Source organism: Sphingobacterium sp. UBA865 (genome assembly GCF_002295765.1).
In the GTDB taxonomy this organism is placed as follows: Bacteria; Bacteroidota; Bacteroidia; order Sphingobacteriales; family Sphingobacteriaceae; genus Sphingobacterium; species Sphingobacterium multivorum.
The window spans coordinates 306,630-330,910 of the sequence record NZ_DBGB01000031.1; the positions used below are offsets into that span (position 1 = coordinate 306,630).

Below are 24,281 nucleotides of genomic sequence, written 5' to 3' on the forward strand. Positions count from 1 at the left end.
AAGCAAAACCTTCGGGTACGACAGAGAAGCCAATAAATTAAGATTGGGAAATATAACAGTTAGCCTAAGATCAAGGCGGAGTAACTTGGGATGATATTTGTACTGTTCTTTTCATTAAGTGGTGCAAAAGTACAATTTATAGTTATTGTACACAATTTAACACGAAATAAAACTAAAAAAAATTGTTTTACAACACAGAATCTTTTCTTTGGTCGCCAATATGGCAAGAAAAGAAGTTCTCTAAAACAACGAAAGGGATAATGAATATCCCTGAAATAATGTCGCAACCTGTTTGGTAAAATGTGCCGGAATGGATGGTGGGTAGGTAGCCCATTTTGCCAAAGATATTGCACCGATTTATGCAAAAAGACTGTCCCGACCATCGGGAGGTAGTGTCTTTTTGCCGCCCGATTTTCCAATCAGGCGACTTTTATAGGGTGGGTGCGGAAATCTTTCAGGTTGTGAAAAAATCCCCTGTATGGTGTCAAGCCATTTTTAAACATACCCCATAACAGTGAACAACCCATCTGAACCAATGATGAATTGATATACAAGTCCTGCTTTTCCAACGCTTCGGCAAGGGAACAGCTCGGTGTATCGTCTTCCAGTTCGGATTGTTTAAGCAGTTCGCCAAATTCATCCGTAACCATTGGCAGGCTTGCCACCGTTTCATATTTCTCTGAATTGGGTTGCCGAATTTTTCCTATGGTAGATAGTAAAACTTGTCCTGTATGTTGACTGTTGCCGAAGTCCAACCAATAACGTGGGCGGTTGGAATAGGGTCTTCCATTGCTCAATTCACTTAATATTTCCGCAATTTCAAATCTTGCTTTTACGCTATCCACACAGGAGATATAAATACTTGCTCCTGCATTTTCGGGGAAACTGTCGCTATTGTCTTTTTCAAATTTCCTTGCTTCCGCTTTCCAGTTCGTACCTGAGAAGCGATTTATACGGTTAATGATAGCAACAGATTTGTACAAACCGACCTCACTTTCTGCAAAACGCTGTCTTCCTAAATTGGCTTGGGTAATTACATCATCATCCCAAAGACGAATAAACAACCCTGCGTGTCCTAACTCGTTTAGGCTGTGGTTCATTTCAAGCAAGGCAGTCATTACTTTTGAGCCTGTACCACCTGCACCGATTAAGTTTACCATTATCGGGTTGGTAGGATTTATCAAATCGCTGTCCGTAAAATGGACTTTTAAAATTTCTTTGCTCATTACAATATTGTTTTTATGGTCTTGTTCGTCTTTTTCAATACATCTTTAGGAAAGGCTTTGTCTGTGCCGATGAGGTCTTTCCAAAGGCTTACACAATTTCCTTTTATGGGGTTGTGTTCGTTTACCAAGTGACTGAAATAGCTGTTAAAAAAGTAGCTTTCCCACGCTTGCATAAATTCTTCAACCGAAGCGGAATTTTTGATATTGACACCTACAGTTCCCATACATACGTGTCCGTCCTCGTAAACATTGAAAAATGGTGCGTGAAATAATACGGTATTCTCGGTAGGTCTGCTGTCTTTTTCAAGTGCAAAAACAATAAGGCTCTGCTTACTTGCATACCAAAGCATCGCAGGTACTTTCGCCGTACCGTTTGGTATTTCAAGACTTTCAGTAAAGAACATTTTTACTTTTCGTGGCTTGGTGTACCAAAGTACCGTACCGTTTTCACTCGGATTAATGTGCAGGACGTTGGTAGGCAGAATGCCGTTAGATTTTAAAAATGCCTTGCTCTTTTCCTTTTTGGTATTGAGTGCTTTTGCCAATACTTTGGCTTCTCTTTCGGTCAAAGGATGGGCGTTGATAGGATTACCGTTCATGTCCATATCAAAATGTTCTACATAGGTGTATTTATTATTCCCTTTGGTTTGGTAAAAAACCAAAGCCGATAAAGGGTGGTAAAGCGTTCCGAAGTCTTGTGTTATATCTTTCATGTTAGAGTATCTAAAAGTTATTCAGTAGGTATATCAATTCCTCAATTAAGGCAAAAACACGGTTTTCAAATTCAAGGGTATTGACAGTAATATCACTACCATCAAACCTTTTCACAATTGTAGGTTCTTCCATTTGTCCGTATTCCTGCAACTCGGTGTTCACGCTCTCAAAAAGTGTTTGAAACAAAATGCCTTTAGCATCGGCACAAAAGGAAACATACTTTTCCATCCCTATACTATTTTCCATATCTTCTTCGCTTGCTTCTCCGCTTGGCAGGGCATTACGGTTTATGTTGGCATTCGGAAATTGTTCATACAAGGCAAAGGCTTCACTTGCCAGTTTGTAGCAATCTTGGTCAAAGCTGTCTTTGATTTTAAAGGGGTTTAAACGGACTGCAAATCGGCTCAAATTGTGCTTGTTGTAAATTTTCTGCTCCATACGTTCGCCTATCTGTTCTGATTGCCTAATCTCGCTTAAATATGTTGTCGTGTCCTCATTTTCGTCATCACTTACAATCCACTCTGTTACCATTTCATACATCCAATACAGGTAGCTGTTTTCCTGCCGATAATAGGGAACATCTGCAATGTGGTACAGGTAGGCACACACCGACTGCAATAACTGTACTGCTTGCTTACGGTTGGGGTTCTTGGATAGTCGGTACAACGGCACTACAGGAATGTAATACAGGGTCGCACCTGTACTGTACCGTTCCTCGCTAACGAAATAAGTTTTCTTACTATCCTGTATCAAACGTATTTCTTCCCAATCACGAAACTTTTTCCTTAACTGTTCTTCTGTATCATCCAAAGCCAAAGCGATATTGTAGGGATACCCGTATTGCCTGGACTGCATAGGTTGTATGCCGTAATGTCCTGCAAGTTTGGAAAGGGACTGGTAAAAATCCCTCTCCGTTTTTTCAGATTTCTTACAAGCTTGTGCCGTTTCCGCTTCTTGCAGTTTCGGAAAGAATGAACATCTTAGAAAACCATTGGTAGCATGGCTATCGGTACGGCTTTCAATTTGTCTTTCCGTATCTCGTTTGCGTCCTTTGGTCTTTGCATCCAGTCTGCGAACTCGCCCAACTGTTTGTGCAAAGTCCGCTGTTTGGATTGCTGTGGGGTTTTGATAGTACCCGATATGATGTTGCGTTGCATGGTTCATCGTTTTTGCTTTTTGGTTTAACCTTTGGTTCCCATTACACTCTCAAATCGGTACTGTACTGTATCGTCACGGATAACAGGGGCAGATACTTTTGCGGTGGTCAGTATCGGATAAGAAATTGCATAGAAATTCATCACGGCTTCCACGCTCCATTTGGGTTCTGGGTCGGTCAGTTTAATTTGCTGTCCTTTATCGTTGAGTATAAATACCCTTTCTAATTGAGTTGCTAATAACATAATGTTCGTTTTAAGTGTTAAACAATTGGTTTACTCTGCTCCGAAAAGGCTCGGTGTTGAAAACTTCTCCGATAATTCCGTTTTGCGTTTACGGATTTCGTCCGCTTTTTCGGGGAACTCCGTTATATCGGGTACTTTCATCCACGCATCACGGAATTTGCCTTCTTTCTCCAGTTCGTCAGCCTTTGCCATACCGTCTTTATACTTCTTGTCTTTGGTTTCCTTATCTTTTTTCTCTTTCTCTGTTTTTTCTTTCTCCATTGCTGATTGTTTTTTAGCTTCTTCCATTTGTTTAAGGAACTTTTCCATATCTACCATTAAACCCGATACCTTTTGTACAGGTGTTTTTATCTGCTCAAAAAATCCCTCGTCAAACTCCTGCGGTGTGGCATTAAATGTCAATGGTGGAATGAGATTTTTAGCGTTATCTCCGCATTGCTCGTTGTTGAGCATTACCGATACAATTAGGTTGCTTTCTGCTCCTTTGGCTATGTTTAGTTGTAAAACTCCTGTAAAGTCCAACTGTGCTATCTGATTGAAAAAATTTGCGTTCATAGTTCTGAAATTTTAATTGTTCTTGTTTTTTCCTTTGCTTTTTCTAGTTTCTCGTGCATATCTGCCCAATAGGCTTTTTGTCGTTTGTCAAACTCGGAGAAACTTTTATCCTCGTGGCGGTACTCTTTGTATTGCCTTGCTATTTCAATAGCTTCTTTGAGGTTCGTTATCTCAATAAGACAACCGTTCAAGTCTGTTATTTTCATAGCAATGATAGTTTTCGTTCTAAAAGTGTTTCTAGTATCTCACAATCGCTATCGAATGTTTCCCCCTCGAAATGGTACGTATCTGTTTCTTCATTGAAATTGTATTGCTCAAAATCCTCGTCTTCCAAATAAATATCTGTGAGTATCTTGTCATAAAATGTTGCTCTGCCATATACTAGATTGCCTATTTCTTCATAGTCGTGTGTGAAATTCACATCGTAATGTTCCGCTATCTTTTGAATAATTTCTATATTAGGCGACCACTTTGTTTCATACTGAAATTGTCCTTCATCGCCCTCGTTCCAATAGATATTGAAGAAATAACCGCCATTGTCTTTAGAAATAAATTCGGGTAATTGTCCTTCTTCTGTTTCTTCTTCCTTTTTCTTCATTAATTGAAAAAGTTCCTGTATTGCTGTGATTGTTTCGGGTTTCCCCTCGAATACAACCGTATTACTGCACCAATTTGCCATAATGAATATTTTTAGTAGGCTACCACCGACTAAAGCGGTAGCCTGTTGTTATTCAATTAAGATTAAAGATTTCTGCTCCGTCTAATGCAAAGCCATTACACAATTCAAATGCTTTCTGTGACTTGAGTTGAGCAGTTCCACCCAGTACAATACTCTGTAACTTGGCTTCATCATCTTTGTACTTTCTTACGTTCTGATAGTAGCCAGTAACCGCATTATACGCTCCGAACAATGTACCTTTGGTAGTGTCCATTTGTTGGGTGTCGCTTATCATTGCGTATGCAAAGGCATCCTCTACGGTGTTTTTGAACACGGTGGAAATTTCATCTTCTGCACCTTTTTTGATTAGGTCAAGCGTTTCCTTATTCGGGCAAAGTGCCAATTGGATTAGCTTTTTAACTTCACGGTCTGTTACCTTTACTTTTGCCCATTCGTTGAAAATCCCCTCTAATTGGTCGCTCAATGTGTTGGCAAGTCCCATAATCTTGTGAGCGTTCTCGATACGTTGTTTTGCTCCCGAAGTGTGCTTGATACGAACAACATTGGTCATATTGCGTAATGAAGCGTTTAAGGTGTTTTGGCAAACAATACGGATTGGTGTAAATGCGGCTGTGATACTTCCGCTACCATCGTGCGAAGTGGTTAAGAAAATGTACTTTTCCGTAACATCATCGCCATTACCCACACGAATATAGTCGGGCAGTTTGGCTGTGATGAAAATGCGTTCTCCGTTGCCTAATGCTCCTGCGGTTTCGTACAGAATGCCCTCGCCACCGCCTACAATGGCATCAAAGAAATTAAAGGCTTCACGGTTTTGTACAATGTGGTAATCCTTGCCGACTACTCCCAATACTGCATTATTATCGGTGCGTATGTTGGCGAAATAGTTAGGTACTTCTAATTCAGTACTGCCTATCTCTATTCCATTGGTAGTTTCGATAATCCCCGAACCTTTTGTAAGCAGTGGGGATTTTACTACCTCATAATCTAACCCTGCATGTTTGATAGCTTCCTCGCTTGTTGGGTATTGCTCCACGATTTGCCCTAAACCGTGCCACGCTTTTTGTTGTACGCTAAAGAATGAATAACGTCCTGTTCTCTCGTTGAAATTGATATTATGTGCCATGATAAATGATTTTAAATGTTTGAAATATTTGTTGTTAAAATGGGAGGTCTTCCTCAGCCTTGTTGTTGCTCGTTTCTGTGGTAGTTTGTGCGGTTTCTGATTTCTTGCCCCCTCCGTGCAGTTTGATGTTTGACGTATGGAAATTCAGACCTGCGTGTGCTTCTCCATCATTGCCAGTCCACGCCCTTGCACTTACCCTGCCTGTCAGCTCTACCAATGTGCCTTTGGTGAGTATCTTCGCTACGTTGGGGCTTATCCAGTATGAGCAGTCGAAGTAGGTTGTTTGCTCTATGCGTTCGCCCTGTTTGTTACGGTAGCTGTCGTTGGTCGCTATCGAAAAGTTTACTACTTGTTTGTCCTGTGACGTTGTGCGTACTTCCGCATCTCTTGTCAGTCTTCCTGTGATGTTCATATTCTTTAATTTTTAGTTATTATTTTTTAGATTTATTCGGCAATGAGAGGAGGTGCTGTTTCGTTTCATTACCATTTCCAATGTTTTTAATCTTTCTGTCTGACATTTTTTTATTCGTTTAAAGAGCCGGAGTATGCTATGTTTCGTTTCACGAGCATAAAAGGTTCGTGTTTAGCAGCTCCAAGGTTTTGGAAAAAAATACTACCCAAAGGGTGGAGATTATTTTCCAAACTTGCCTGACCTTTGTGATGCGTTAAGAACACGGAAATACCTTTGCTCTTGAAATGGGACAAAAAAGCATACGGGTCTTTGGATAAAATGAATGTGGAAGCCAAGAAGATGGCATTGAGAAATGGTTTACAGTGAATTGAAATAACACTTCCAATTCGCTGAATTTTTAAAACACTTTTTCAAAGCTGTGTGGCTATTAGAGCCACACTTACGGAGGATTAAAAAATTATTTTGTATGGGAGAAGATGTTGGCAATATTTTTTAATCTTCTGTTCCAGGAGTAGCCGAAAAGCTCTTTTACAGTAGGGGAATAGGAAAGTAAATGTGCTTTGGCTACAAAAAGTATGGGCATAAAAAAAGCAGAACCGATAAGTTCTGCTCGTTATTGATAGAAGTTAATTATAAGACTGTCAAAAATGCGTCTTCAATCTCCTTAAATTTAGGAGCCACCAAATCCATATCCTTGCTGATTTTTTGACTTGTAATCTTGGCGTAAATCTGTGTGGTAGAAATATTTTTATGTCCCATCATTTTGCTAAGGCTTTCAAGTGGAACACCTTCGGTCAGGAACATAGTAGCAAAGGTGTGGCGTGCAGTATGAAAGGTTACTTTCTGTTCTGTAACAATTTCTGCTTCTTCTATCATTTTCTTTACATGGCTATTGCAGGTAGCATTGGAAGGAACCGGAAAAACATAATCGCTACGTGTAAGTCCCCTGTATTTTTCAATTATACGTTTCGGAATTTCCAAAAGGCGGACGTTTGAAGCAACATCTGATTTTTTTCTTCTGCTGATGATCCATTGGTGCCCATCAAAAAAGGACTGTATATTGCTCCATTTCAGCTTTTGAATATCAATATAAGAAAGCCCTGTAAAGCAACTGAAAATGAAAATATCTTTTACAAATTCATATTTGTCCTTCGACGGTTTTAGAAGCATTAGCTTTTCTACATTCTCCTTTAAAAGATAACTGCGATCAGTTTCTTCCATACTGATTTCGTAATCTTCAAAAGGGTTTTGGCGTATAAGGCCTTTTTTAATCGCAAGATCAGCCAAAGCAATAACCGGCATGGTATAAACCCAAACCGTATTATGTGTACATTCTTTATCTATTCGTAGAAAGAAATCGAACTCCCGGATAAAGTCTGAGGTAAGTTCCCGAAATGCCAAATCTTCCCTGTGATAGCGTTCCTTGATAAATTCATTAAGATGGTTGTATACAGTCTTGTATTTATTGTAAGTATTCTGAGAACGTTTGCCCTTGCTTACCATTCTTTCAAATTCCTCATTCTGGTCTTTGAATACTTTAAGAATGGCATCATCCATTACACCAACCCCTAAAAATGACAGCTTTACTTTTTGTGCAGTTGCAAAGCCTTCATCCTTGAGCATATCATCGTAAATCTTGTTGATACGCACCCGAATATTGTCCAATTTGAGATTGGTACTCAGGGCCTGGGCACTTTTACCTAAAACTCTTCCGTGCTTTAAATCCCAATTATTGGGGTTGATGTCCAGTTTGGTGCTAAAGGATTTTGGTATTCCGTCAATAGTGATACGTCCCATAACAGGCACGTTTCCGTTCTTCTTAGGTTCATTCTTCTTCAGGTAGAAAAGCAGTTTGAACGTAGATCTTTTCTCTTGTTCCATAACTCAATTGTTTAACGTTTAAAATTAAATTTTATTGAGTTACAAGGGGATATGAAAATAAGTGCAAATGACTGAAATATAACGCATTATATCGTTATCGATTAGATTATAGTCAGTAACGATTTAGTAACCTAACCTTGTCATTTTAAGCTCAAAACCTGTCGGACACCTACTTCCAAATTTTCCCTCACGTTTTATAAACTACTGTATATGAATGGTCTTAACCATTTTGCTTATTTTTGCTTTCTTCTAATATTTTTTTCTTAAAAATCTTCTTTTCTACAATCTAATTTACCTTCCTTTTCAAGGTCATTTAAGGTGGTTCCCTTCCATGTTTTTACCCGCTGTATATAGGCAGCCCTTCCAATCATGTGTGCTGCAACCGGAGCCGTTAGGATCAGAAAAAATCCAATAGCTATAGCCTTGGTCGTTACGGATACATCCGGGAATGTCATTGCCGCACAGATAAGTAAAAGTCCCACACCCAGCGTTGCCGCCTTTACCGTAACCGAAAGACGCAAATAAAAATCGGGCATCCGCAAGATGCCAATAGACGCAAATAGTATGGCCAAGGCCCCGATGGTACTGAGAATGGCTAAAGTAATATCAATCATCTTTGCTTTGTTTTTCTAAATAAAATGAAAATGCGATCGTACCAAGAAATGCGATAAGCGCCAAGATCATGGCAATGTCTAAAAACACTTCCTGCGAAGTTCGTATACTATAAACGGTAATAATGCCAATTCCGATGGTGATAATGAGATCTAGGGCAATAACACGATCAAATATCTGGGGTCCTTTATACAGACGAATAAAAGCCAGTATGACTGAGATAGTCAAGATCGGAAGGATCACATAATCAAAATAGCTATTTAAAGTCATCTTAAGAGTTCTAAAAGTCTTCGTTCAACATTATTTTTAAGGGTAGAAACAAACTGTTCCTTGCTTTTCATGTACATGACGTGAATAAAGAGCGTTTTTTTATCTTCACTTACGTCGAGGATGAGTGTGCCGGGTGTCAACGAGATAAAGGTTGAAAGCAGGTTAATTTCCAAATCGGTTTTTGCATCCATGGGATACTTGACAATCGCAGGTTTGATAAAAAACTTGGGGGTTATCACGTCGTAGGCAACCTGCACATTGGCAACAATCATTTCCCACAGGAAAAAAAGAATAAAACTCAATGTTTTGGGGACCCGATAAAAGTAGCGTTGGTCCACCTCATTCCTGTTCATAAGCCAGAGGATACCGAATCCCAACATAAAGCCGAAAAGGAAGTTGGTGTAATACATCGATCCCGTCAATGCGACCCAGATAAAGGATAGCATGAGGTTCATTAAAAACTGTTTGATCATATCATTTCTGCCCTCCTAATACAGCGTTTATGTAAGGTGATGTGTCCAATAATTGTGTAGCGATCTGATCCGCGACATGGATAATCGCTTCGGCGTTGAGTCCGATATACAGGGATGCAGATGCCAAAATAACAACAGGGAGTATGAGCATTGTTCTTTTATAGCCGATCATACCCGCAAATTTGTCCTCAATGATTTCCGGATCAGGTGCATCTTTCCAGAATACCTGCGCCCACATTTTGGCGATGACAAACAAGGTGATAAAGCTGCCAATAATCAGGGCTCCCGCGAAAGCATACTTCTCTAAGTGGAAGGCATCTTTGAATAGATAGATTTTAGGCCAGAATCCCGAGAGAGGCGGGATGCCCACCAGTGAAAAAAGAACAATGGCAAAAAGTAATGAAATCTTTGGGTATTGGGCATAAAGTCCGCCCAGTTTAGTCATATCCATGGTGCCGCGGAGTTGCCGTATAACACCGGCTATGAGGAATAAATTCGTTTTGACCATGATATCATGGATCAGATAGAATACTGCCCCCAATAAAGCCCATTTGCTATATAAGCCCAGTCCGCCAATCATAAAACCAATATGACAAACGATCAAATAGGAAAACAACCTCCGGATATTGGTTTTGATCAATGCACCAAAAGCGCCCGTCAGAATTGTCAATATGGCTAGTACGATAAGGAGTTCCTTGGTAAAATGATTGGGAATAAATAGTAAGGAAAATACCCGGAACAAGGCGTAAATCCCAACCTTGGTCAATAAGCCCCCAAATGTCGCTGCTACGGCCGAAGGTGGCGTATGGTAAGAGGACGGTAACCAGAAATAGAGTGGAAATACAGCGGATTTAATCCCAAAACCGATCAGGAAAAATGTTGCTGTAATTTCTACTAAAGCCTGATTTTGTATTTTAGGAATACGGAGGGCCAGGTCGGCCATGTTTAACGAGCCTGAAATGCCATAAAGTATACCTATTCCTGTTAAGAAAAATGTGGAAGCCAGGATATTCATGGCCATATATTTTACGGCACCTTCCAATTGGGATTTTCTGCCCCCCAAAGTCATCAGCACAAAAGAGGAAATAATAATAACTTCAAACCATACATACAGATTGAAGATGTCACCGGTTAGAAAAGCCCCATTGAGCCCCATCATCAAAAAGTGAAAGATCGGGAAATAACCATAGAGTATGCGCTGGCGCCCCACACCGACACAGGAAAAGATAGAGACCGCCAGACCTGCGATAGAAGTGAGGAGAACAAGGGTACTGCTGAATAGATCGGCAACAAAAACGATCCCAAAAGGAGCTTTCCAATTGGCTGCATTCATGGTCAAAATACCGCCATCATAAACTTTGAAGAACAGTTTAAAGGCAAGAATGAGTGCGAGCAAGCTTCCGCCAACGCTCAGAAAACGTTGTGCAGTGGATTTGCGCCACAACATCAGTTGGACAATAGCAATAAATAAATGCACGATAATCGTGGCAATAATGTGGTTGTCTATCATATATCTTCTTCCTCAGGCGTGTTCAAATCATCCAGATCATCTGTACCCAGCAATGCATATACACGCTTGAGTAAAACGATGGCAAAGGAGGTTAGGCCAAAGCTGATCACGATGGCCGTTAAAATAAGTGCTTGCGGAATCGGGTCCGCATAAATATCTGTGAATACCTTCAGATCGGGTCCAATGATAGGTGGTTTACCTTTAATAATGTTTCCCAATAAGAAGATCAATATATTGGTACCATTGCCCAGTAACATAATCCCCAACAACAATTTCACCATGCTTCGACGCAAGATGAGGTATATTCCGGCAGCATAAAGGATGCCGATCAATAACACGAGTATCAGTTCCATTATTCTTCTTCAGTAGTTAAAGCAATTGTAAATAAAATCGTCAGGACGACACCTATGACAACAAAGTATACACCAAGGTCAAAAAATAAGGCGGTTCCTATCATCCCGATAACGGGGATTTTCTCTTCCAGCCAAAGCCCGGTCATGACGGGGTAGCCAAAAAATGCCGGTAAGAACATGCTTATGGCCGAAATCCCCAATCCTATGGGGATAAGTGACAAAGGTTTGTACTGAATCAGTTTCATGGTATTTTGAGGGCCAAAGGCAAAACTATGCAGCACAAAGGCAATCGAAGCAACCAAGCCGCCAACGAAACCTCCGCCGGGGTAATAATGCCCCCTGAGTAGAAGGAACACCGAGAAAAGTAAGAGTATCGGTAATAAATACCGCGTAGCGGTCTGTAATATTGTACTGTTCATTTGTTACTATTTAGCAAGGAGTTATTAGCTCATTTGTGCATAACCTTTATCTATCATTATTCTTTATCAGAGGATTTTAAACGTAATTTTAATAAGCTATATACCCCTAATGCAGCAATACTCAATACGACGATTTCAAACATGGTGTCAAAACCTCTGAAATCGACAAGCAATACATTGACGACATTTTTTCCTTTAGCAAGCACATAAGCATAATCGCCATAGAAATCACTGATATTAGTTGTTGTTGGTTCATGGAGTACACGGAGTGCGACCATGGATAGCAAAATTCCAAAAACGATAGCGACCACGGCGTCGCGAATGATAGTGCGTCGGTTGGCCAAATTCAGAAAAGAAGGGAGCTTAAAGAGTACCAATACGAAGAGTACCACCGTGAGTGTATCAATGGTGAATTGCGTCATCGCTAGATCTGGGGCACTGTAAAACACGAAAATAAGACATATGGCATAGCCTACAACACTGGTGGCTACTACGGCTGTTAAACGGGATGAGGTGCGGATGGTGAGTACAATGGCGCCGATCAAAATGCAGACTGTGGTGACTTCGTAGAAACTCACTGGAGATAAGGTTTCCCATTTGATATGGAGTGGCCCGCCCAGGTATAACTGGTAGGCGATCAATAATTCGGCAAATAAGATAATTTTCAACAGATACGAACGCAAATAGCCGTTGTGCATTTTGTTGGTGAAGAAAGTAGAGAACAAAACAATTTCCTGCGCACATAATTGGATGATATATTCAGGAGAAATCTTATTGAAATTTGCAATCCAAGCCAATTTTTTCTCGCTGGGCCTGTTTGTGAAATAAAGCAACGTACCAGCGGCAATTGTAATAGCGCTTAGTAGCAGGATTAAATTAAAGCCATGCCAGATTTTCAGGTGAAATGTTTCGGGTTTTGCGAGTATACTTGTTGCGGTAGGTCCAGCAATCCATTCGCCGACAAGTCCTGGGATGCACCCAAAGACAACTCCTAATATAGCTAAAAGTAGAGGTGGGATCCACATGGCTTTATAGGGCAGGTGGATTGTATTAAATTGCTCGGGTAGCTTACCCACAAAAGGTTTGATGCCGGCCATAAATCCAGCAGAGACCAAGAGTATATTTGTTACTACTGCAGCGACGGTCAAATAGAGAAATAAATCGGGTGTGGCATGTAGTGTTGCCTCGTAAATCAGATCCTTTCCAATAAATCCAAATGTAAGTGGAATACCGGCACTGGAAAGTGCCGCTAGGAGACCTGCGATAGCGACAGGCATTAATACCTTGCGTAGCCCCCGCAAGATTGTAAGATCCCGCGTTCCGGTTTCATGGTCTATAATCCCCGTAATCAAGAATAATGCGGCTTTATATAGCGCATGTACGAGTATAAAGACACTTGCAGCGATAATGGCATCCTTGGTACCGAGTCCCAATAAGAAAACCAAAATACCGAGGGCGGATATGGTTGAATAAGCGAGTACTCCCTTGAGGTCTGTTCTGAAAATCGAATGGAATGCGGCATAAAGCATCGTAAGGCCACCAATGGCCATGAGGGAATACATCCAGATCGGGTTGCCCCCAAGTATCGGTGAAAAACGGGCCAAAAGGTAGATTCCTGCCTTTACCATGGTTGCCGAATGTAAGTAGGCCGACACAGGTGTTGGCGCCTTCATGGCACCGGGTAACCAAAAATGGAAAGGGAATTGTGCTGATTTCGTAATCGCTCCAAGTGCTACGAGGCCAAAGACCAGGGGAAAGAGTGGATGTTGCTGAATGATTGATACTTTGCCGATGAGTGCTGTAATATGGTAAGTGCCAGCAATATTACCCAGCAAAATAAAACCTGCCAGTAGAAAAAAACCACCCAACCCAGTAATGGATAGTGCAGTCAGTGCGCTTTTGCGTGAATCATTTTTGTCATTGTTAAATCCAATGAGAAAAAATGAGCTGATCGAGGTCAGTTCCCAGAAGATAAACAATAATAACATGTTGTCCGACAGGACAAGCCCCAGCATAGCCGACATAAAAAGGCAGAGGTAGCCAAAGAATCGATCGATATACGGATGACCTTTGAGATAGGCATTCGCATAAAAGAATATACAGGATCCGATCCCAGTAATCAATAAGGCGAAAAGTAGCGACAGTCCATCTAATTTAAAATCCAGATTGATGCCTAAGGAGGGCACCCACGATGTTGATTGTACGAAATAGGAGCCTTGACCAATAGGTACAATATATTGCGTAAAGTATAGAAATAGAAGTACCGGTAAGAATGCGAGAATAAAACCCCATTTGGTTTTTAGGAATCGACCAAATGGAACAATAAGGCTCGATGTTATTAGTCCTGACAGAACAGTAAATAGCATGTAGTCTTTGTTTTAATTTTTAACCTTCTACATTTCATTGTTGCCAATGCTTATATGGCGATGAAGGTTTTTTGAAAGTTTACAATATAGTAAAAAAAAGCGAAAAAATGCTAGTTTTTGACCGTTTTCTCTCTCTATAAATGATAAAAGCAGGAATTTTGTTTTGTTTGTCGGAAAAAAAACAAAACTAGTTTAGCAATTTAGAGATGAATAAATTCGGGTTTAGAATTATTATTTGGGATTGACAAAAAAAAAGAGCATTTTTACGATACAATTATTAAACATCCTCAATTGGATGTGTTTTTTACCCTAAATAATCTCATCTATAAAAATAATAGAATCAGAGTGTGGAAGAGATCTAACTATGCAGAAAGAAGAAGTATTGTTTAAGACACACTATAATGGACTTTGCCATTTTGCTTGGAAGATTGTTGGTGACCTTTCTCTAGCAGAAGATCTGGTACAAGACTCTTTTATTGCTTATTTCAAAAATACTGATCATGTCAGTGATAATGAGATTGCAATAAAGAACTATCTCTATAGCTCTGTGCGTTTCGCTTGTTATAATCATATCCGTCATGAAAAGGTCCGTCAAAAATATTGGAATGTTGTAGGTTTTACCGAAGAAGATAATACTGCGCTTGAATTGAATATGATTCACAGTGAGGTCATTCAGGAAATATATAAAATTATTGAGGAAATGCCTTTCGCCTGTCAACAAGTTTTTCGGCTTGGTTATCTTGAAGGTTTATCCAATCTTGAAATTACACGGGAGCTGCAAATTAGTATCAATACTGTAAAAACACAAAAGCAACGCGGCATGAAAATGTTGCTCAAACGTTTGAATCCCGAGTTTATACCCCTTATTATATTTTTGTTAAAAAATATTTAAATTCTTGTCACCCTTTTCTTCGTCTTAAGTTTCTTTATGGTAATTGATGAAAGAAAACACAAGACATATCACTGATTTAATACAGAAATTCCTTTGTGGTCAATTGACAGCAGAGGAACAAGTGCAGCTTGATGAATGGCTCAATGCCAGTTCACAAAATAAGCAGCTTTTAGAGTCCTTCCGAAAAGCGGAAAATATAGCAGAAGATTTAGCCGTTATTCGGCAGTTGGATGTAAATCAAGCATGGGAGCGGTTGAAAAGTAAAGAATCCAACAGCGCGAGATCTTTCCGGAAATGGTCCTTAAGCATTGCAGCATCTATTGTATTCTTGTTAGGTGGTTTTCTATTATGGAAAGGTGATTTTACCTCATTCTTTTCGGGTGATAAAAGTGTAATAGTTTCAAAAAAGCAAGATATTGCTCCGGCAACAAGTGGTGCAGTATTAGTCTTGGCTGATGGCTCCAGGCTCTCTTTGAATAGTGATTCCACTAAAACCTTGACTAAAAACAATAATCTAATCGGAAATAGCAATGAGCTGATCGTTAAGGAAATAGATCAAACGATCCCATTGCAATACAACTCATTGATTGTTCCAAAAGCAAGTTTCTATAAGATGACTTTGGCTGATGGAACAAAAGTTTGGGTGAATGCGCTATCTCAATTGAAATTTCCTGCGCAGTTTTCACCGAAAGAACGTAGAGTCTTTTTGGATGGAGAAGCCTATTTCGAAGTTACCCCCAAGTCAGATCAACCTTTCATTGTGGAATCGAAAGGTAATGAAATTAAAGTGCTCGGAACGCATTTTAATATTAATTCTTATTCGGATCATGTTCGAACAACTTTAGCAGAGGGGAGAGTGGAGGTACGTCAAAATGATCAACGGGTGGAATTATTTCCTGGTGAATATGCTTCTTCTTTTAAAGACAACTTAGTTAAGGGAAAAGCAGATCTGGCCCATGATCTTGCTTGGCACAACAATGAATTTTATTTCAAAAAGGAAACGATAACGAATATAGCACATCAATTATCACGTTGGTATGATCTAGATGTTACCTTCCGAGGTGATGTGCAGCTGGACAAAGAGTATACCGGAAGTATTGAGCGTGATGTAAAATTGTCTCAAGTATTGGAGATGTTATCCTATGTCAGTAACCTAAAATTTGAAGTAGAAGGTAATAAATTGATTATTGCTACCAAAAGTTAAGGACTAACAATTTATAAAAAGAAAATAGCGCGCCTATGATAAAATAATACATCAAAAGCAATGACCTAAAAAAGAGAACAGGAATGTTGCAGCATCCCTGTTCAGAAAAAGATGCGATCATCAGGTCCTAAAATCTAAAAATGAACAAATAAATCCCAATTAACCACAAAGTGTAAATGTATGAATAACTTACCACTTAGCAAAAGGTGGTCCTTGATCCCTCAAGACCCACGATTTTGCAAACCATTACGTATTATGAAAATTAGTACATGTCTTCTATTCGCATTTGTGACGGGTGTGCACGCTAAGAGCGCAGCACAAAAAGTCACGTTGAATATGAAAAATGCACGTATTGAAGAAGCATTGTCTGCCATCTCCAAGCAGTCCCATCTACGTGTTTTATATAGTGAAAATCTGAATACTAAAGCACGGATTTCTGTGAACGTTAAGGATGCATCCGTTGAGGAAGCATTGAATGCTGTCTTAAAAAGCAATAATATTGAATACAAAATTATTGCTAACACCATTTCGGTCAACAGTAATGCAAAGAATATCAGTATGACAGTCCCATTGGCTATACAGCAATCCGTTTCAGGTACCGTCACTGATAAAAATGGAAAGGGATTAAGTGGCGCTACTGTAACCGTAAAGGGAACTTCTATTTCGACGCAAACAGATGATTCAGGGCACTTTAGGATTAATGCCTCTTCTTCTGCAGTTTTGGTCGTTCGGTATGTCGGGTTTGGAACCAGGGAAATTTCCATGGCTGGTAAGTCAACTATAAATGTTGTACTTACAGCTAATGATCAAAAATTGGATGAAGTCAATGTAGTTGCCACCGGTTATCAAAATTTGGATCGTAAATTATTCACAGGCGCATCTTCGAAGATTGATGCGAAAGAGGCTGAACGTGCGGGGGTTCCGGATATTTCTCGTATGTTGGAGGGACAAGCAGCAGGGGTTTCCGTTCAGAACGTGTCTGGTACATTTGGAGCGGCACCCAAAATTCGGGTTCGTGGTGCAACCTCACTTACGGGAGATAACAAACCACTTTGGGTAATTGACGGTGTCATCCTGGATGAGGCGGTCAATATCTCCAATGAGGCATTGTCAACAGGGGATGCAAATACGCTATTAGGTTCTTCTGTAGCAGGTTTAAATCCAGATGATATTGAGTCGATCACTGTATTGAAAGATGCTGCTGCCACAGCCATGTATGGTGCTGCTGCAATGAACGGTGTTGTGGTCGTAAATACGAAAAGGGGACGCAATACAGATGGTGTTGTCAATTTTAATTATTCAGGAAACTTCACCACCTATATCAAGCCTAATTACAACCAATTTGATATCATGAACTCAGCGGAGCAGATGCAATTGATCATTGATATGGAAAACAAAGGCTATTTAAATCATTCACAGGTTTCTCGTTCCCCAACTGGAGGTGTCTTTAACAAGATGTATAATCTGATGTACGATTATGATCCTTCTACTGATTCGTATGCTTTGCGCAATGATGCTCCCTCTCGGTATCAATTTTTGCAGCGCTATACCAATGCGAATACAGATTGGTTTGACTTACTTTTTAAGCAGTCCCTTGTTCACGATCACTCCCTAAGTATGTCTACAGGGACGGCTAAAAGCCAGACCTATGCATCTACTAGTTTTATGAATGATTCTGGTTTTACGTTGGGGAACTCTGCGAAGCGTTTTACTGCGAATGTCCGTAATAATTACAAAATCAATGATAAATTGAGTACCGAATTTATCTTCCAAAGTAATATTAGGGATCAGCGTACTCCAGGAACATTAAATAGAGTTTCGGATGCTGTGTATGGTAGCTATTCTCGTGATTTTGATATTAACCCATACTCTTATTCGCTAAATACGAGTCGTATTATAACCGCTTACGATGAAAATGGAAAACTAGAGTATTTTAATAGAGACTACGCACCATTCAATATCCTTAATGAACTCGATAATAATTATATCAAGTTAAAATTGATGGATATTAAGGTTCAAGCTGGTATAACGTATAAAATTTTACCTTCCCTGACTTATTCTGCGAATGGGATGTATCGTTATTACAATTCCGAAAGACAGCATATGATCACAGAAAATGCGAATCTTTCCAAAGCATATCGAGCAAACCAGGATCAAACAGTAAATGCAGGAAATAGGTTTTTGTACGCGGATCCAGATTTCCCCAATACGGATAAATATGTGATATTACCCAATGGAGGATTCTTTAATGTTGCCAATAATAATATGATCAGTTATTATATGCGCCACAATTTGGAATACAACCAAAAATGGAATGATCATACATTAAATTTATTTGGAACCTACGAGCTTCAGTATGCGGACAAACAAAATCATGATTTTAATGGTCCAGGAATAGAATATGGCAATGGAAATTTAGTAATGCCTACCTATCGCTATTACAAGTATGCGATTGAAAGTGGCAACGTTCCTTTTTCAATGGCCTATAATTATGATCGAAAATTGGCCTATGCACTTCGAGGTGCTTATAATTATAAGGATAAGTATTCATTTAACTTTACGACACGGTATGATGGCTCAAATAAAATGGGACATTCTAATGTAGCTCGCTGGCTGCCTACCTGGAATTTATCGGGAGCATGGGACATTGACCAGGAAAATTTTTTCAACCGTGAAAATAAAATTCTCTCTTCAGCACGCTTAAGAGCAACTTATGGTCTTGTGGCAAATATGGGAAATGCGTCAAACTCCTCTGCTGTATTTTATAATGCGGTGGCATATCGACCTTACGAATCGGAGAAAGAAGGTAAAATTAATATTGACGGTTTAGAAAATTCAGAATTGACTTGGGAAAAGATGTACGAATTGAATATTGGTACTGACCTAAGCTTTTTAAATCGTCGAATTGATTTGAACTTTGATTACTATAGAAGAAACATTTTCGATTTGATTGGGCCTATTCGAACATCGGGTATTGGAGGTCAGTTCGAAAAACTGGGTAACTATGCGGATATGAAGGGGCATGGTGTTGACATTCAACTAGGCGGATATCCTTTTAAAGATCCGCAAGGTTTTACTTGGCGGACCCAGTTTACCCTAGGCTTTAATAAAACAGAAATTACAAAACTTGATGTGACACGTAACATCTGGAATTTAGTTTCTGCTGAAGGTGGGGCCAAATTAGGAAAGCCACATCGTGGATTGTATTCTATCGATTTCGATAAGCTTAACGCAAGAGGTGGGTACCCGATGTTTATCGGTACTGACGGGACACCAGGTGCTACGTATTTTTGGCTGCAGGACAATGAAACTGATTTCTTAAAATATGAAGGCCCTGTAGACCCTACAATAGCGGGTGGATATTATAACCGATTAGAGTATAAAAATTTCAGTTTGTCCTTTTTAATGAAATTTGCTTTTGGTAATAAGGTTCGTCTGCAACCTAGTTATTCCTCATCTTATTTGGATATGTATAATGTCTCGAAGGATTTGATCAATAGGTTTTTATATCGTGGTGATGAGTATCTAACGGTGATTCCCTCGACTTTGGATCCGTTGTCGGCAGAATTCGATGTTAAGAATGCTTTGGAAGAAAGAAATGCGGCAAACTATACGTACAATGCTTACAACTATTCATCCGAGCGTGTGGCGAAAGGCGACTATATTCGTTTGTCACAAATTTCTATTGGATACAATGTACCTAAGGAACTCGTCTCACGCATTAAATTCAGAACAGCACAGTTTAATCTTGTAGGGAATAATTTATGGTTATTATACTCAGATAAGAAGTTAAACGGAGTCGATCCGGAGTTTTATAGTAATGGTGGAGTTGCTCTTCCTGTGCCAAAACAAATTACGTTATCTGTGAAGTTGGGATTCTAAAAATATAAATCATGAAATTAAATACTATCAAATATATTCTTTTATCCTCTGCTTTTTTGTTCAGCGGATGTAGCAAATATCTTGATCAGGAGCCTGATATGCGTGCTCAGATCAATACTGTAGATAAAGTCAAACGATTGGTTGCGTCAGCCTATCCTGGGCGAAATTCTTTGGCTATGGCTGAAACGTATTCGGACAATGTCGAAGACAAAGGTGTTGGCGATTTGTATCAACCGGTTCCTGCTCTTTATGAGTGGAAAGATATTATCGGCGATGATACGGATTCTCCAACCGCTTATTGGAATTCATGTTATGAGGCAATTGCAGCAGCTAATCATGCACTGGATGCTATTGAGAAGAATGATTTTGGCGCTGATGTTTTGCCTTATAAGGGCGAAGCACTTGTTGCTCGTGCTTATTGTCATTTTATGCTTGCCAACTATTTTGCAAAAGTATATGACCCAAAATCGGGAGCTAGTAATGATTCCCCAGGTGTACCTTATGTGAAAGAACCTGAAACGGTACTTATAAAAAAATATGATCGAGGAACCGTTAAATCGACTTATGATAATATTCGTCAGGATCTGGAAGAAGGATTAGCGTTATTAGACAAAGGAAAAGGACTTTGGGATGTCCCTAAATATCACTTTACACCTGAAGCGGCTCATGCTTTTGCTACACGTTTTTACTTGTTTACAGGAGAATGGCAAAAGGTAGTGGATAATGCCAATAAGATTTTCGGTGGTAATTTTACGGGTAAATTAATTCCTTATAATTCCACGTTCAAGACATTGGGGTTTGAGTCTGTTCGTACAGAATTTGCCAAAGCCGAACAGCCCTATAACTTATTGATTAATGAAACTTATAGCGGTTACCAAAGATGGTGGAACAATCGTTATGCGATGGGGATAAATGTGTTTCAAAATATTTATAATGGTATGACGGCTGCTGGAGCTAAGCTTTATAACTTTGGGGTAAGTTATGGATCTCCACATTACACCACCTATCTGTGGAAAGAGTTTTGGTACGTGACAAATCCAACCGCAAATACAGGCTATCCAATGTTAATGGTACCCGTATTGATTACAGATGAGGTATTATTGAATCGAGCAGAAGCTTATGCCGAATTGGGGAATACCAATAGTGCCTTGGCGGATCTTAATTTATTTGCCAGCAATAGGATTAATAATTATAATCCCAATACCTATGCTGTAACAGTTGCAAAATCCAAGGATTTTTTTGGTGTGGCTGATGATAAAGAAGCCTTGATTGAAACAACATTACAGTTTAAGCAAATTGGCTTTATGTCGATGGGTCTCCGTTGGTTTGATATTATACGTAAAGGATTAACTGTTAGGCACAATATGATTGGCAATGATGAGCGTGAAACCATTCTAGAACTTAAACCTGAAGATCCGAGGAGAGTCTTTCAAATTCCACAAGAAGCGAAGTTAGCAGGTGTCGAACTAAACCCAAGATAAATCATGAAAACAATTGTTAAAATATTTACAGGAGTTAGTCTGATCGGATTAATCTTTGCCTGTAATAAAGAAGATAAACTAAATTACACACTTCAGAACTACGATACATTTGTTCCGGGGGCGATTGATGAATGGATTACTAAAAATCTGACAGATCCCTATAATATCGAAGTCGTATACCGCTATCAGCGTAATATGCATGATATAAATAAAAATATATCTCCTGCAGATGAATCGAAAGTGATTCCACAAATGGATATTGTGAAAAAGGGATTTTTGGAGGTATACAATAAAATTGGTGGCGCAACTTTTATTAAAACCTATACACCCAAGCAATTCGCATTGTTTGGCTCCGGAGACTATGATCCAGATGGTTCTGTGAAAGGAGGAACAGCTGATGGTGGACGCCGGATAACACTCTATGGATTAAATGGCCTGAATGAGAATAATCCTAATTCAGTAGTTGGAAATTTACAAGTGATCCATCATGAATTTACCCATATATTAAATCAAACACGATTTATACCAGTCGATTTTGAAAAAGTATGTGTTGGAGATTATTATTCCAATTGGACTGCACAAGAAAATACACCAGCAGCAGCGAGAGCACTTGGATTTATCACTCCATATGCCCGTAAAAATATTGGTGAGGATTTTGCCGAAACGTTGTCGCACCTAATTGTTGGAGGGCAATTGTATTATGACCAATTTGCTTATCAATCTGACTCAATTCCCTATGTTAAGTTAAAGCAAAAAGAGACCATTGTGCGGGACTATATGATTAAGTATTTTAATATTGATGTTACTCAATTACAAATGGAATTTCAAAGGGTAATGGAGGAGCAGTACAAGAGTCAATCTTATAGTTTTTTGACGGCTGTGACGAACAAAACAATCACTGAAACCATCGATATGGATATTCGATCAAGCTGGGGACAGGAAAATGTCTTATCACCTAAGCAGATTGAATTATTTACGCCTATTCTAGATGGATTTGGAAGTTATCAGGTTAAAGGGGTACGGTTAAAGATGCTTAGTGCGAGCAAGATGACCTTGTCCATTCCATTTGGCAATAATACTGATACCTGGAATGCTTTATATGATTTGGATATTATTAAGATCGATAATGAGAGTTACAAGATAAAATTGTCTACTGTACAAGGGACCGATGCCGGGTACGGATACGGTAATTTTTCTTACATTATAAGTGATGTGAAACCTTTATTAAATTATTTAGAGAGCACAAGTTTTAAATTCTCCTGGAGCATAAACGGTGTACAAACGCCACTTAATTATTTGAAATTTGTAAGTATTCAGGATTTAGCAAATCCTCAGTTTAGTCTCACGGGTAAGGTCTCAACTAAGAAATATTAATCATTTACCAATCCTCTTTAAAATGCCACTTAATAAAGAAGGTGAATTTGGAATAACAAATTCCGTATTATGGATTGGAAATTAAAAAATATGTATAGATGAAAAAGATATTTTATTTTATATGTTTTGTATTACTCGCAATGAGTTGTACAAAATCAAAAGAAGTCGAACTGGAGCTGGGGTCTGATCCAGACTCTCGCATCTCTGATACCCTTTCGTATGTTAGGAAAACATTAATTGGTGCTCCATATGGATGGAAAGCAAGTTTAACGACAGAGTATTCTGGCGGCTATGGGTTTTACATGCAATTTGGCGATAACGATCGCGTAAAAATGGTTGCCGATTTAAATGATGCAACTTCTTCGGAACTCAAAGAATCTACTTTTAGGGTCCGTCAAATTATGGCGGCGACCCTGTCATTTGATACCTATAACTATCTCACCATGCTACAGGATCCAAATCCGGGAACATATGGAGGTCAGGCTGGTAAAGGAATGGGAAGTGATGTTGAGTTTGATTATGTTAAAACTCACGGAGATACTTTGTTTTTTGAAGGAAGAAAGTTTCAAAAGCCTTTAATTTTGGTAAAGGCGAACGAATCAGAAGCAAGTAAATATATTGCGAAAGATTATCTGAATACGATTACAAAAAATAGGACATTTTTTAAGAAGAACCCATTGACCTCCATTGTCGTTGACGGGGTAGAAGCAGAAATAGCATTTGGTTTTAGTACGAAAAAGATGTCTGTGGTTGTTGCTAATTCAGATGGTACATTTTCTTCTTCGTTTGCAGATTTTTGTAGTACGATTGATGGACTAGAGATTGTTGGCGGAGCGCTATTAGGTAATGCTAAAATAGAACGTTTTATTTGGAAGGATGAAAATTCGATTGTTGGAATCGACAGCGGAGGTAAAGAATATCCTGTGAAAATTAATTCTTCTTCTGTTATTCCTTATATTACAGCATTGGGGACTAGTTTTTCAATCATTACTATTCCAGATGTTACAACCTTTAACGGGTGGAGTACAGATTTTATCGCAAGGAAGGCGTCAACAAAGGCAGGTATCGGTCGATGGAATATTGGTGGCCAGACCCTTATTTTAAATACGACAGATTTTAAATTTCAAGTTGTGAACAACAAGATGGCTGTTGTATTTAACATTAAATATGGCGAAAACAGAACGACATTGACGTACAATTATACGTATACAGTAGAAAACGGCAAATTTAAATTTACACCTAGTGGAACGCCAGGCGGCAATGAAGGTGCACTTTATAATGATGTACGCTATTTACTTCAAGAAAGAATCAACACCGATACATTTGAATTAGATTATTTTGTAAATCCTGAAACATTTGAGGTAATGTCTCAATTTAAAAGCATTGAACATCCTGATTTCTATTTTACTGGACAAAATAATTAATAACATCTTGATTTAATATTAGGTTCGA

Annotated in this window: 23 protein-coding genes; 6 read left to right on the plus strand and 17 right to left on the minus strand. The window is 39.1% G+C overall.

Going from position 1 to position 24,281, the window contains the following annotated elements:
• Nucleotides 1–419 precede the first annotated feature (419 nt).
• The 17 genes from B2O97_RS17320 to B2O97_RS17400 all read right to left on the minus strand — a co-directional run bounded on the left by B2O97_RS17320 (nt 420) and on the right by B2O97_RS17400 (nt 13,996).
• Nucleotides 420–1,226 (minus strand): PRTRC system ThiF family protein, encoded by an 807-nt coding sequence (locus B2O97_RS17320; protein WP_286767768.1) that lies wholly within the window; start codon nt 1,224–1,226, stop codon nt 420–422.
• Nucleotides 1,226–1,939, minus strand: coding sequence for a PRTRC system protein B (locus B2O97_RS17325; protein WP_286767769.1), 714 nt, complete (start codon nt 1,937–1,939; stop codon nt 1,226–1,228). Before B2O97_RS17325 ends, B2O97_RS17320 begins: the two co-directional genes overlap by 1 nt.
• 10 nt (nt 1,940–1,949) lie before the next feature.
• A complete protein-coding gene (locus B2O97_RS17330; protein WP_286767770.1) occupies nt 1,950–3,104 on the minus strand; it encodes a hypothetical protein in 1,155 nt (384 codons plus the stop codon).
• Nucleotides 3,105–3,121: 17 nt separating this feature from the next.
• A complete protein-coding gene (locus B2O97_RS17335; RefSeq protein ID WP_286767771.1) occupies nt 3,122–3,340 on the minus strand; it encodes a PRTRC system protein C in 219 nt (72 codons plus the stop codon).
• A gap of 30 nt (nt 3,341–3,370) precedes the next feature.
• Nucleotides 3,371–3,895, minus strand: a complete 525-nt coding sequence (locus B2O97_RS17340) for a PRTRC system protein E (RefSeq protein WP_286767772.1) — start codon at nt 3,893–3,895, stop codon at nt 3,371–3,373.
• Complete coding sequence (locus B2O97_RS17345) at nt 3,892–4,101, minus strand: hypothetical protein (protein WP_286767773.1); 210 nt, start codon at nt 4,099–4,101, stop codon at nt 3,892–3,894. Before B2O97_RS17345 ends, B2O97_RS17340 begins: the two co-directional genes overlap by 4 nt.
• Complete coding sequence (locus tag B2O97_RS17350; protein WP_286767774.1) at nt 4,098–4,574, minus strand: hypothetical protein; 477 nt, start codon at nt 4,572–4,574, stop codon at nt 4,098–4,100. Before B2O97_RS17350 ends, B2O97_RS17345 begins: the two co-directional genes overlap by 4 nt.
• A 52-nt stretch (nt 4,575–4,626) precedes the next feature.
• Complete coding sequence (locus B2O97_RS17355) at nt 4,627–5,700, minus strand: DUF932 domain-containing protein (RefSeq protein ID WP_286767775.1); 1,074 nt, start codon at nt 5,698–5,700, stop codon at nt 4,627–4,629.
• A 34-nt stretch (nt 5,701–5,734) separates the two neighbouring features.
• Complete coding sequence (locus B2O97_RS17360) at nt 5,735–6,112, minus strand: single-stranded DNA-binding protein (protein WP_125202221.1); 378 nt, start codon at nt 6,110–6,112, stop codon at nt 5,735–5,737.
• A gap of 630 nt (nt 6,113–6,742) precedes the next feature.
• Nucleotides 6,743–7,993, minus strand: coding sequence for a site-specific integrase (locus B2O97_RS17365; protein ID WP_286767776.1), 1,251 nt, complete (start codon nt 7,991–7,993; stop codon nt 6,743–6,745).
• 263 nt (nt 7,994–8,256) lie between these two features.
• Nucleotides 8,257–8,607 (minus strand): monovalent cation/H(+) antiporter subunit G, encoded by a 351-nt coding sequence (gene mnhG, locus B2O97_RS17370; RefSeq protein WP_046671613.1) that lies wholly within the window; start codon nt 8,605–8,607, stop codon nt 8,257–8,259.
• The gene (locus B2O97_RS17375) at nt 8,600–8,875 is read right to left on the minus strand and encodes a monovalent cation/H+ antiporter complex subunit F (RefSeq protein WP_046671612.1); all 276 of its coding nucleotides are present in this window, start codon (nt 8,873–8,875) and stop codon (nt 8,600–8,602) included. Before B2O97_RS17375 ends, mnhG begins: the two co-directional genes overlap by 8 nt.
• Entirely contained in the window at nt 8,872–9,348 is a 477-nt protein-coding gene (locus B2O97_RS17380) for a Na+/H+ antiporter subunit E (RefSeq protein WP_046671611.1), read from the minus strand. Before B2O97_RS17380 ends, B2O97_RS17375 begins: the two co-directional genes overlap by 4 nt.
• Nucleotide 9,349: 1 nt before the next feature.
• A complete protein-coding gene (locus tag B2O97_RS17385) occupies nt 9,350–10,858 on the minus strand; it encodes a proton-conducting transporter membrane subunit (RefSeq protein WP_088163048.1) in 1,509 nt (502 codons plus the stop codon).
• On the minus strand, nt 10,855–11,211 hold the full coding sequence (locus B2O97_RS17390) for a Na+/H+ antiporter subunit C (protein WP_046671609.1): 357 nt from the start codon (nt 11,209–11,211) through the stop codon (nt 10,855–10,857). The genes B2O97_RS17385 and B2O97_RS17390 overlap by 4 nt, the downstream gene beginning before the upstream one ends.
• On the minus strand, nt 11,211–11,630 hold the full coding sequence (locus B2O97_RS17395; RefSeq protein WP_075994294.1) for a Na+/H+ antiporter subunit B: 420 nt from the start codon (nt 11,628–11,630) through the stop codon (nt 11,211–11,213). The genes B2O97_RS17390 and B2O97_RS17395 overlap by 1 nt, the downstream gene beginning before the upstream one ends.
• Before the next feature lie 56 nt (nt 11,631–11,686).
• Nucleotides 11,687–13,996: a putative monovalent cation/H+ antiporter subunit A gene (locus tag B2O97_RS17400; RefSeq protein WP_286767777.1), complete on the minus strand. Its 2,310-nt coding sequence runs from the start codon at nt 13,994–13,996 to the stop codon at nt 11,687–11,689.
• Between the two features lie 364 nt (nt 13,997–14,360).
• On the opposite strand from B2O97_RS17400, the gene B2O97_RS17405 reads away from it, so the two are divergent.
• From B2O97_RS17405 to B2O97_RS17430, 6 genes are all read left to right on the plus strand, one after another.
• Entirely contained in the window at nt 14,361–14,888 is a 528-nt protein-coding gene (locus B2O97_RS17405; RefSeq protein ID WP_070569139.1) for an RNA polymerase sigma factor, read from the plus strand.
• Nucleotides 14,889–14,934: 46 nt separating this feature from the next.
• Nucleotides 14,935–16,092, plus strand: coding sequence for a FecR family protein (locus tag B2O97_RS17410; RefSeq protein WP_070569142.1), 1,158 nt, complete (start codon nt 14,935–14,937; stop codon nt 16,090–16,092).
• Nucleotides 16,093–16,347: 255 nt separating this feature from the next.
• Nucleotides 16,348–19,974, plus strand: a complete 3,627-nt coding sequence (locus B2O97_RS17415; protein WP_070569145.1) for a SusC/RagA family TonB-linked outer membrane protein — start codon at nt 16,348–16,350, stop codon at nt 19,972–19,974.
• A gap of 11 nt (nt 19,975–19,985) precedes the next feature.
• A complete protein-coding gene (locus B2O97_RS17420; protein ID WP_088163044.1) occupies nt 19,986–21,455 on the plus strand; it encodes a RagB/SusD family nutrient uptake outer membrane protein in 1,470 nt (489 codons plus the stop codon).
• A gap of 3 nt (nt 21,456–21,458) precedes the next feature.
• Nucleotides 21,459–22,829: a substrate import-associated zinc metallohydrolase lipoprotein gene (locus tag B2O97_RS17425; protein WP_088163043.1), complete on the plus strand. Its 1,371-nt coding sequence runs from the start codon at nt 21,459–21,461 to the stop codon at nt 22,827–22,829.
• A gap of 98 nt (nt 22,830–22,927) precedes the next feature.
• Complete coding sequence (locus B2O97_RS17430; RefSeq protein WP_083296084.1) at nt 22,928–24,253, plus strand: DUF4302 domain-containing protein; 1,326 nt, start codon at nt 22,928–22,930, stop codon at nt 24,251–24,253.
• Nucleotides 24,254–24,281 lie beyond the last annotated feature (28 nt).

Excerpts from the sequence above, each read along its gene's own strand:
- B2O97_RS17380 (WP_046671611.1), bottom strand. The coding sequence starts at position 9,348 with ATGATCAAACAGTTTTTAATGAACCTCATGCTATCCTTTATCTGGGTC.
- B2O97_RS17395 (WP_075994294.1), bottom strand. The coding sequence starts at position 11,630 with ATGAACAGTACAATATTACAGACCGCTACGCGGTATTTATTACCGATA.
- B2O97_RS17325 (WP_286767769.1), bottom strand. The coding sequence starts at position 1,939 with ATGAAAGATATAACACAAGACTTCGGAACGCTTTACCACCCTTTATCG.
- B2O97_RS17430 (WP_083296084.1), top strand. The coding sequence starts at position 22,928 with ATGAAAAAGATATTTTATTTTATATGTTTTGTATTACTCGCAATGAGT.
- B2O97_RS17425 (WP_088163043.1), top strand. The coding sequence starts at position 21,459 with ATGAAAACAATTGTTAAAATATTTACAGGAGTTAGTCTGATCGGATTA.
- B2O97_RS17405 (WP_070569139.1), top strand. The coding sequence starts at position 14,361 with ATGCAGAAAGAAGAAGTATTGTTTAAGACACACTATAATGGACTTTGC.
- B2O97_RS17330 (WP_286767770.1), bottom strand. The coding sequence starts at position 3,104 with ATGAACCATGCAACGCAACATCATATCGGGTACTATCAAAACCCCACA.
- B2O97_RS17420 (WP_088163044.1), top strand. The coding sequence starts at position 19,986 with ATGAAATTAAATACTATCAAATATATTCTTTTATCCTCTGCTTTTTTG.
- B2O97_RS17335 (WP_286767771.1), bottom strand. The coding sequence starts at position 3,340 with ATGTTATTAGCAACTCAATTAGAAAGGGTATTTATACTCAACGATAAA.
- B2O97_RS17365 (WP_286767776.1), bottom strand. The coding sequence starts at position 7,993 with ATGGAACAAGAGAAAAGATCTACGTTCAAACTGCTTTTCTACCTGAAG.
- B2O97_RS17360 (WP_125202221.1), bottom strand. The coding sequence starts at position 6,112 with ATGAACATCACAGGAAGACTGACAAGAGATGCGGAAGTACGCACAACG.
- mnhG (WP_046671613.1), bottom strand. The coding sequence starts at position 8,607 with ATGATTGATATTACTTTAGCCATTCTCAGTACCATCGGGGCCTTGGCC.
- B2O97_RS17390 (WP_046671609.1), bottom strand. The coding sequence starts at position 11,211 with ATGGAACTGATACTCGTGTTATTGATCGGCATCCTTTATGCTGCCGGA.
- B2O97_RS17385 (WP_088163048.1), bottom strand. The coding sequence starts at position 10,858 with ATGATAGACAACCACATTATTGCCACGATTATCGTGCATTTATTTATT.
- B2O97_RS17320 (WP_286767768.1), bottom strand. The coding sequence starts at position 1,226 with ATGAGCAAAGAAATTTTAAAAGTCCATTTTACGGACAGCGATTTGATA.
- B2O97_RS17350 (WP_286767774.1), bottom strand. The coding sequence starts at position 4,574 with ATGGCAAATTGGTGCAGTAATACGGTTGTATTCGAGGGGAAACCCGAA.
- B2O97_RS17375 (WP_046671612.1), bottom strand. The coding sequence starts at position 8,875 with ATGACTTTAAATAGCTATTTTGATTATGTGATCCTTCCGATCTTGACT.
- B2O97_RS17410 (WP_070569142.1), top strand. The coding sequence starts at position 14,935 with ATGAAAGAAAACACAAGACATATCACTGATTTAATACAGAAATTCCTT.
- B2O97_RS17340 (WP_286767772.1), bottom strand. The coding sequence starts at position 3,895 with ATGAACGCAAATTTTTTCAATCAGATAGCACAGTTGGACTTTACAGGA.
- B2O97_RS17415 (WP_070569145.1), top strand. The coding sequence starts at position 16,348 with ATGAAAATTAGTACATGTCTTCTATTCGCATTTGTGACGGGTGTGCAC.
- B2O97_RS17400 (WP_286767777.1), bottom strand. The coding sequence starts at position 13,996 with ATGCTATTTACTGTTCTGTCAGGACTAATAACATCGAGCCTTATTGTT.
- B2O97_RS17355 (WP_286767775.1), bottom strand. The coding sequence starts at position 5,700 with ATGGCACATAATATCAATTTCAACGAGAGAACAGGACGTTATTCATTC.
- B2O97_RS17345 (WP_286767773.1), bottom strand. The coding sequence starts at position 4,101 with ATGAAAATAACAGACTTGAACGGTTGTCTTATTGAGATAACGAACCTC.